We start from the raw sequence: 276 nt of genomic DNA on the forward strand, positions 1-276 counted from the left end.
AAGCTGTCCACCTGACTGCTCAAGTGCTGACACACCCGGTCGCTGTGCGTCAGCGCCTGTGAGGTAGCCTCGAACATGTGCTGCAAGCTGCTGTAGCTGTCCTGCCACGCCTGCTGCTGTTGCTCGTAGCCTGTCTGTAAGCTCTCTAAGGCGCTCAGAAGCTGTTTTTCCATCTCGGTCATGGTTTTTGTCGTCCTCGGTGTTAAAAACGCGCTGTGGCGTTTCAGGGCGCTCTGGCGGGATTATTTTGCCGTGTATTTCACCACGGTGTTGTCG

The 276-nt window shown here is 55.8% G+C and carries 1 protein-coding gene; it reads right to left on the reverse strand.

The features are described from left to right. On the reverse strand, nucleotides 1-182 hold a 182-nt coding region (locus ACSZPU_RS26530), incomplete at its 3' end, for an MbeD family mobilization/exclusion protein (RefSeq protein WP_499004593.1). Nucleotides 183-276 lie beyond the last annotated feature (94 nt).

The organism is Phytobacter sp. V69 (genome assembly GCF_965644215.1).
Taxonomy (GTDB): domain Bacteria; phylum Pseudomonadota; class Gammaproteobacteria; order Enterobacterales; family Enterobacteriaceae; genus Phytobacter.